Source organism: Moraxella lacunata, from assembly GCF_002027545.1.
GTDB lineage: Bacteria > Pseudomonadota > Gammaproteobacteria > Pseudomonadales > Moraxellaceae > Moraxella > Moraxella lacunata.
On sequence record NZ_MXAN01000133.1, the window covers coordinates 1 to 6,930 of the forward strand.

General features: G+C 44.6%; 5 protein-coding genes. 4 read left to right on the forward strand and 1 reads right to left on the reverse strand.

From position 1 onward, the window contains the following. Window positions 1-55 precede the first annotated feature (55 nt). The 4 genes from thiL to glmU all read left to right on the forward strand — a co-directional run bounded on the left by thiL (window position 56) and on the right by glmU (window position 3,875). The gene (gene thiL / locus B5J94_RS13645) at window positions 56-1,033 is read left to right on the forward strand and encodes a thiamine-phosphate kinase (protein WP_062500477.1); all 978 of its coding nucleotides are present in this window, start codon (window positions 56-58) and stop codon (window positions 1,031-1,033) included. A 31-nt stretch (window positions 1,034-1,064) separates the two neighbouring features. Further along, window positions 1,065-1,769 (forward strand): hypothetical protein, encoded by a 705-nt coding sequence (locus B5J94_RS13650; RefSeq protein WP_062500474.1) that lies wholly within the window; start codon window positions 1,065-1,067, stop codon window positions 1,767-1,769. A 13-nt stretch (window positions 1,770-1,782) separates the two neighbouring features. Beyond that, complete coding sequence (locus tag B5J94_RS13655) at window positions 1,783-2,388, forward strand: phosphatidylglycerophosphatase A family protein (RefSeq protein WP_062500471.1); 606 nt, start codon at window positions 1,783-1,785, stop codon at window positions 2,386-2,388. 131 nt (window positions 2,389-2,519) lie between these two features. Continuing rightward, window positions 2,520-3,875 carry a bifunctional UDP-N-acetylglucosamine diphosphorylase/glucosamine-1-phosphate N-acetyltransferase GlmU gene (gene glmU / locus B5J94_RS13660; protein ID WP_062500468.1) on the forward strand — a complete coding sequence of 452 codons (1,356 nt, stop codon included), beginning with the start codon at window positions 2,520-2,522 and terminating at the stop codon, window positions 3,873-3,875. Between the two features lie 56 nt (window positions 3,876-3,931). On the opposite strand, the gene B5J94_RS13665 is transcribed toward glmU, so the two are convergent. Continuing rightward, complete coding sequence (locus tag B5J94_RS13665; RefSeq protein WP_079364203.1) at window positions 3,932-6,646, reverse strand: penicillin-binding protein 1A; 2,715 nt, start codon at window positions 6,644-6,646, stop codon at window positions 3,932-3,934. Between the last annotated feature and the right edge of the window lie 284 nt (window positions 6,647-6,930).

Genomic DNA, 6,930 nt, shown 5'->3' on the forward strand with positions numbered 1-6,930 from the left:
TTTGGGGTGCGGTTCAAATTCTGCCCTTTTTTAGAACCATCAAACGGATTGACGCATGTCCGAATTTTCCCTAATCTACACCCATTTTAAACACGCCACCACACGCCATGCCAATACCGTTTTGGGCATTGGCGATGATTGTGCGGTAAGCCATATTCCGCCAAATAGCCAGCTTGTCAGCTGTGTGGATACGCTCGTGGCAGGACGGCATTTTGTTCATGAGACCGACCCGCACGCCATTGCCTACAAGTCGGTGGCGGTCAATCTGTCCGACCTTGCCAGCATGGGGGCAACACCTTACGCCATTTTGGTGGGATTGTCTTTACCAAAAGCCATGGCGAATGATGATTTTTGTCAAGCGTTTGCAGAGGGTTTGGCGGCGGCTTGCACACCGTTTGGGGTAGAGCTGATTGGGGGCGATACCACAGGCTCGCCCGTTTTGGCGATTTCGGTTACGGCTTTGGGTTTTGTTCCGTCAAGCCAAGCAATCACACGGCAAGGGGCGTGCGTGGGCGATATGGTGTGCGTAAGTGGCGTGGTGGGGCTTGCAAGCCTTGCCTTACATGGGATTTTGGACGATTTAAATGGAGATGGACACGCCAACCGACCGCCAGACAGTCTGCCCCACGACCTACGCCAAGCCATGCAATACCCTGCCCCACAGGTGGCACTTGGGGAGCGACTTATCGGCTTTGCAACTAGCATGATTGACATCTCGGACGGCTTGGGGCAGGATTTGGGGCATATTTTGACGGCAAGTGGTGTGGGGGCGGTGATTGACCTTGATGCCATACCAAGCCATGCCCTGCTCGATGCCTTGCCCCACGCCCAAAAATGGCAACATCAAATCAATGGGGGCGATGATTATCAGTTGTGCTTTACCATGCCTTCTGCTAAACTTGATTTATTTAAAACCCAAAATCCTGATATGGCTATTTATCCGATTGGGCAAATTGTGGCGGATAAGGGATTGGTGTTTTTACATGATAAAAAACAAGTGGAGTTATTGGTAAAAGGGTGGGAGCATTTTTGATAAATGCTTGTTAATTAAAAAGGCGTTAATCATGAATAAATTTATTTTGGTGGTTTTATTATCTTGTGGTTTATGCAATCAAGCATTTGCCAATAATCAATCTTTTCAAAAATTTATCCCCAAGGGATTTAAATTAACCGAAACACATTGCCAAGCTGATTTTAATAAAGACGGCAAAAAAGATTGCGTGTTACTCATCAAAGACACTAAAAAATCAGCATGGGAAAAAACATACTCTGGCGATATGGTGGATAGAAATCGGCGTGGGATTGTTATTTTATTTAAAACCAATCAAGGCTACCAAAAAGTTTTGGAAAATAAAGCATTATTTGCGTCCGAAAATGAAGATGGTGGCGTATATTTTGCCCCAGAATTGGAGATTGAAGCCGAAGGGAATAAACTTATCTTTTATTACGGTCATGGACGATATGGTAGTTGGCAATATCTTTTTGATTATCGCACCATTGATAATGATAAAGACTTTTATTTGATTGGCTATGATTTATCATCTAATCATGGTCCTTATATTGAATATACGCACAGTGTTAATTTTTTAACACACAAATTCCGCCATCAAGAAAATATGAATACTAACCAAGAAAATGATGTGCCAAATTTTAAAACAACTTGGCATACTTTGTCCAAAGCACCCATTCAAAAATTAAGCCAAATTGATGATATTGATGATGTGGGTTCTCGTTTGAGCGAAATACTTTATCATATCAAAACTCAATAAATAAGACCATAGAATGAGCCAAGCCACCAACCACAAACCCGACATTCGTAAATCAAACCCTTGTCCGCCCTGCCCGACCACCGCCACCACCTTTGAAAAATGCGTATATTGGCTGGGGATTGGCTTGGGTTCTGGTCTGCCCAAAAAAGCTGCTGGCACTTGGGGGACGGTAGGCGGAGTTATTATTGCCTTACCCATGCTTTTATTGGGGGTTTGGGGGTTTTTAATAATTACCATTATTGGTTGTCTGATTGGCAGTTATATTTGTGGCAAAACGTCTGATTTGATGAACACCCACGATGACCCGCATATCGTCTTTGATGAATGGGTAGGAATGTGGATTGCGTTATTGCCGATTTCCTACGATAAATTCTATGATTTTGGAGCAATCATAGAACATTATTATGGTTTTAAAATGTATGATATAACAAGCGATTATTTTATTGATGTTTGGGGTTATTTGATTATTCCATTTATTTTATTTCGCTTTTTTGATATTATCAAACCTTTTCCCATCAAATGGGTGGATAAAAATGTCTCTGGCGGATTTGGGATATTGATTGATGACATATTGGCAGGGGTGATGTCGGCGGTGGTATTTGTGGTTGTGATTTTATGAATTACCACCAAGATTAATTTGAGTATATTATTGATAAATGGCATTTCAAGCGGTTGTATAAATTTATCTGACTTTATGTTTTTCCACATTCCATGTTATAATAATTTTACCTATTTTAGTAAGGATTTACCATGTTAAACATCATCATTCTAGCAGGTGGTAAAGGCACTCGCATGAAGTCCGCCAACCCCAAAGTCTTGCAACCCTTAGCAGGCAAGCCCTTATTGGCACACGTCTTGGCAACCGCCAAACAGGTAAATAGCCAAAAAAATATCGTGGTCTATGGGTTTGAAGGGCAAAAGGTCAAGGACGCATTTGCTCATGAAACGATTGAATGGGTGGAGCAAGCCGAGCAATTGGGTACAGGTCATGCTGTTGCCATGACGTTGCCGGTGTTGCCAACGGACGGTAAAAGTCTGATTTTATCAGGCGATGTGCCTTTGATTGGCGTGGATACCTTACAAAAGCTGGTAAATAGCCAAAGCCCATTTGCCATGCTGACCATGAATCTGGATAATCCGTTTGGGCTTGGGCGAATTATTCGCAAAAATAGCCAAGTGGTTGCCATTGTGGAAGAAAAAGACGCCACAGACGCTCAAAAAGAGATTCAAGAAATTAATAGCGGTGTGTATTGTGTTGCTAATGAAATTTTACATAAATATTTAAAAAATCTAAATAATGACAATGCACAAGGCGAATATTATCTGACCGATATTGTCAAAATGGCGGTTGATGACGGCATTGATATTGATACGGTATCGCCCACATTCCAGTTTGAAATTGAAGGGGTGAATGACCGTGTACAACTTGCCCAATTAGAACGCACTTGGCAACAACATCAAGCCGAGCTGTTGATGAAACAAGGCGTGCATATCATTGACCCAAGCCGTTTTGATTTGCGTGGTACGCTGACGGTGGGGAAAGATGTGCAGATTGATATCAATGTGATTTTTGAAGGCGATTGTCAAATTGGCGATAATGTGCAAATCGGTGCAGGCTGTGTGATTAAAAACACAACCATTGCAAGTGGCACAGTCGTTGCTCCATATAGTATGTTTGATCATGCAACCGTTGGCGAAAATAACCAAATCGGACCTTTTGCCAGATTGCGTCCAAAGGCGGTAACGGCTGATGATGTGCATATTGGCAACTTTGTGGAGCTTAAAAACACGCAAATGGCAACAGGGGCAAAAGCCAATCATCTGGCATATTTGGGCGATAGCACCATTGGGCAAAAAACCAACATCGGAGCAGGAACCATTACCGCTAACTATGACGGCGTGAATAAATTTAAAACCGTCATCGGCGATGAAGTGCGAGTTGGTTCAAATGCGGTACTGGTTGCCCCTGTCAAGATTGGGGCAAATGCCACGATTGGGGCAGGGTCGGTAATTACCAAAGATTGTGCGGAAAATAAATTAGTGGTCGCTCGTGGCAAGCAAGTTACCATTGAAAATTGGGTCAGACCTGAAAAAGAGAAAAAATAAAATTTATGATAAAAAAACACGGCTCAGAGATAAGCCGTGTTTTTGTTTGGGGTAGGCTAGTCATTGACAGGCTCGCCGTCGCCTTCGGGGATAATCTCATCGCCAGAGCTTTCGGCAATGTCTGTGCCTAAGAACTCATCGGCAAGGGCTTGCTCGGCTTCTTCTCGTGCCAGCTCTTCTCTTTCTAGTTCGTCTTGGGCAATCTCTTCGATGGCTTCGTCTTCGTTGTCATCGGTGATGCTGATGACTTTTTGCTCGGTCTTTTTGCTTTTGGCGATATTGCCATCATCCACCCATTTGATGGGTTCGCCCCTTAGTTGGTGTCTCATAAAATCAGTCCAAATCGGCATGGCAAGTGTGCCACCAAAGGCACCTGAACCAAGTGATGCTGGCTCATCATAGCCCAGCCAAACCACTGCCACATGATTGCGTTGAATGCCCGCAAACCACACGTCTTTGGCTTGGTTGGTGGTGCCTGTCTTGCCCCCTAAGTCAGAGCGAAAGTTGCCCCTTCTGCCGGTGCCACTTGTCATCACGTCTTTTAACATGCTACTCATGTATCGAGTGGTACGCACCGATAGGATGCGTGGGGCTTGCTCTGAGATGCCGTACTGAATGGCTTGTTTGGGGTTTAGGCGGTCAAAGATGGGGGCGGCATCCAAAGTTGGGTGTTCGTTGCGATGGTCGTCTTGACGTGATTGCAATTCTTTTTTGGCGGCATTGGCACGGGCGATTAGAGCTTTGGTGCGGTCGGCACTTTGTGGTGGGTCTTGTTCTTTTTGATTGGATTGGCTGTCGGTGTTGTCGTCTTTGTCTTGGACTGATTTGTCATTTTCTGTATGACCAAAGCCATCTAGCAGGCGAGTATTTACCTTGCTTAGTTCTTTGTTAAAGCATACGGCACAGGCTTGGACGGGATTGGCTTGGAAAATGGTTTCGTTGTGAAAATTATAAATGCGTTCGATGATATAAGGTTGAATGCGATGACCGCCATTGGCAAATGTGGCATAAGCGGTTGCCATTTGTAAGGGTGTGGCATCGGTTGCCCCTAGTGCCAATGCCAAAGATTGTGGCAGACGGTCTTTTTCTAGGCTGAAATAAGACAACATCTCACGGGTGGGCTCAACCCCTGCTCGTTGCATCATGCGGATGGAAGGTAGGTTAAGTGAGCGTGCCAAAGCGTTAGAGATGGAGACAGCACCGCCTGCACCCCCGCCAGCATTTTTGGGTCGCCAGTTGCCGATAACGATGGGGTCATTTGAAATGATGTCGCTGGGGCTTAGTTTGGTGTTCTCAAAAGTGGCGGCATAGACCAATGGCTTGATGATGGAGCCCGGTTGGCGATAACCTTGGGTGGCACGGTTAAATTTACTTTGGTTAAAGTGAAAACCACCAACCACGGCTTCTAAGGCACCATTTTGGGGGTTCATCGCCACCAATGCCCCTTGGGTGCGTGGCGGTTGAGTCACATACCAGCTGTTGCCTTGTTTGCTGACTCTGATGATGTTACCCACTTCAATGGCGGGTTTTAGCTCTTTTCTATCACCAGCGACCAAATTGGTGCCAAAGCCACGACGCTTGCCCCTGACTCTGCTGTCAGCGTAATGCATGTTCATGATGACACGCACGGTCTCGCCTGATTGGAGCTCGGCTCGGATTTGACCGTTTTTGACTTCTACCACTTTGGCGGGGAGCATATCACGAAATCGCTCACCATCTCTAAATGTAAAGGGTTTAAAATTGGCTAAGTTGCCTGTCAATGCTTCAACACCACGATAAGTGGTATTGGCAGAAGCGTTGTGACCATAAGTGCCATTTAAAATGGATTGCCTTGCTTTGATTTGGTCGGTACTATCAATGGTCAGTTGCACTCGCCAACCACTGTCCATGACTTGCGTGCCATAGCGTTCAACCAAGGCGGAGCGTGCCATCTCAGCGATATAAGGCAAATTGACATCCAACCGCTCTTGATACATGTTTAGCCCGATGTCAGCAGACAGTGCTTCGTCGTGCTCGGCTTTGGTGATGTAACCTTCGGCAAGCATTCGCCCGATAATCCAGTTGCGTCGCTCTAAGGCACGTTTGGGGTTAATGACAGGATTAAAGTCGGATGGGGCTTTGGGCAAGCCTGCCAGCATCGCCATCTCTGCCACGGTTAGGTTATCTAGCGATTTGCTATAATAACGTTTGGCAGCAGCACGGATGCCATATGCCCCTTGACCTAAATAAATCTTATTGACATATAAGGTCATGATTTCTTGTTTGTTGAGTTCGTTTTCGATTTTTCGGGCGATGAACATCTCATTGAGTTTGCGTTCAAAGGTCTGTTCAGGACTTAAAAAGTAGTTTTTGGCAACCTGCTGAGTGATGCTAGAGCCGCCCGTTTGTCCATCCGTGGTTGAAATCATCTCAGTAATGGCACGCCCAAGCCCCTTGACGCTAATGCCAGTATGTTCAAAAAAGGTGTCGTCTTCTGCCGCCAAAAACGCTTGAATCATGGTCTCAGGAATGTCTTCATATGCCACAGGCAGTGAATACCTGTTGCCATACTGCCCGATGAGTTTGTTGTCTGCGGTGTAGATTTGTAGGGGCATTTCTAGGGGCATGGTTTTTAATTCTTTGATGTTTGGCAAGCTCGGTTCAAGATACATTGCCATGCCATAAAACCCGATTGGAAAAGTTAGCACCAAGATTAAAATCAGTGCAAAAATTGCCAAAATTAGGTTTTTTAGGTAAGAAATCAGACGAACGGCAGAATTTTTTTGAGACATAGCGTTTCTAGGTGGTTAAAATTGTTGTCAAAATGTTGTATCATATTCTTTGTGTAAAGAATGCGTTACAAAGCATGTTAATTTTGAAAAATTCATGTTAAAATTACAGCTAAGTATAGCAGATTTCCAACAAAACTGGTAAATAAAACTGTGAAGTTGGCATCATTGGTGTAAAACAGTAACGCACTGTACTTTCAAAAGCCACTATTATAACCGAAACGATGCTGTTTTTGTTCGGTTGGCATCAAAAATATAAGGATAAAGTCTGAACCGACCCCCAAATC

Bases quoted from the DNA above. Each gene is read 5' to 3' on its own strand.
- thiL (WP_062500477.1), top strand. From the start codon at position 56: ATGTCCGAATTTTCCCTAATCTACACCCATTTTAAACACGCCACCACA.
- B5J94_RS13650 (WP_062500474.1), top strand. From the start codon at position 1,065: ATGAATAAATTTATTTTGGTGGTTTTATTATCTTGTGGTTTATGCAAT.
- B5J94_RS13655 (WP_062500471.1), top strand. From the start codon at position 1,783: ATGAGCCAAGCCACCAACCACAAACCCGACATTCGTAAATCAAACCCT.
- glmU (WP_062500468.1), top strand. From the start codon at position 2,520: ATGTTAAACATCATCATTCTAGCAGGTGGTAAAGGCACTCGCATGAAG.
- B5J94_RS13665 (WP_079364203.1), bottom strand. From the start codon at position 6,646: ATGTCTCAAAAAAATTCTGCCGTTCGTCTGATTTCTTACCTAAAAAAC.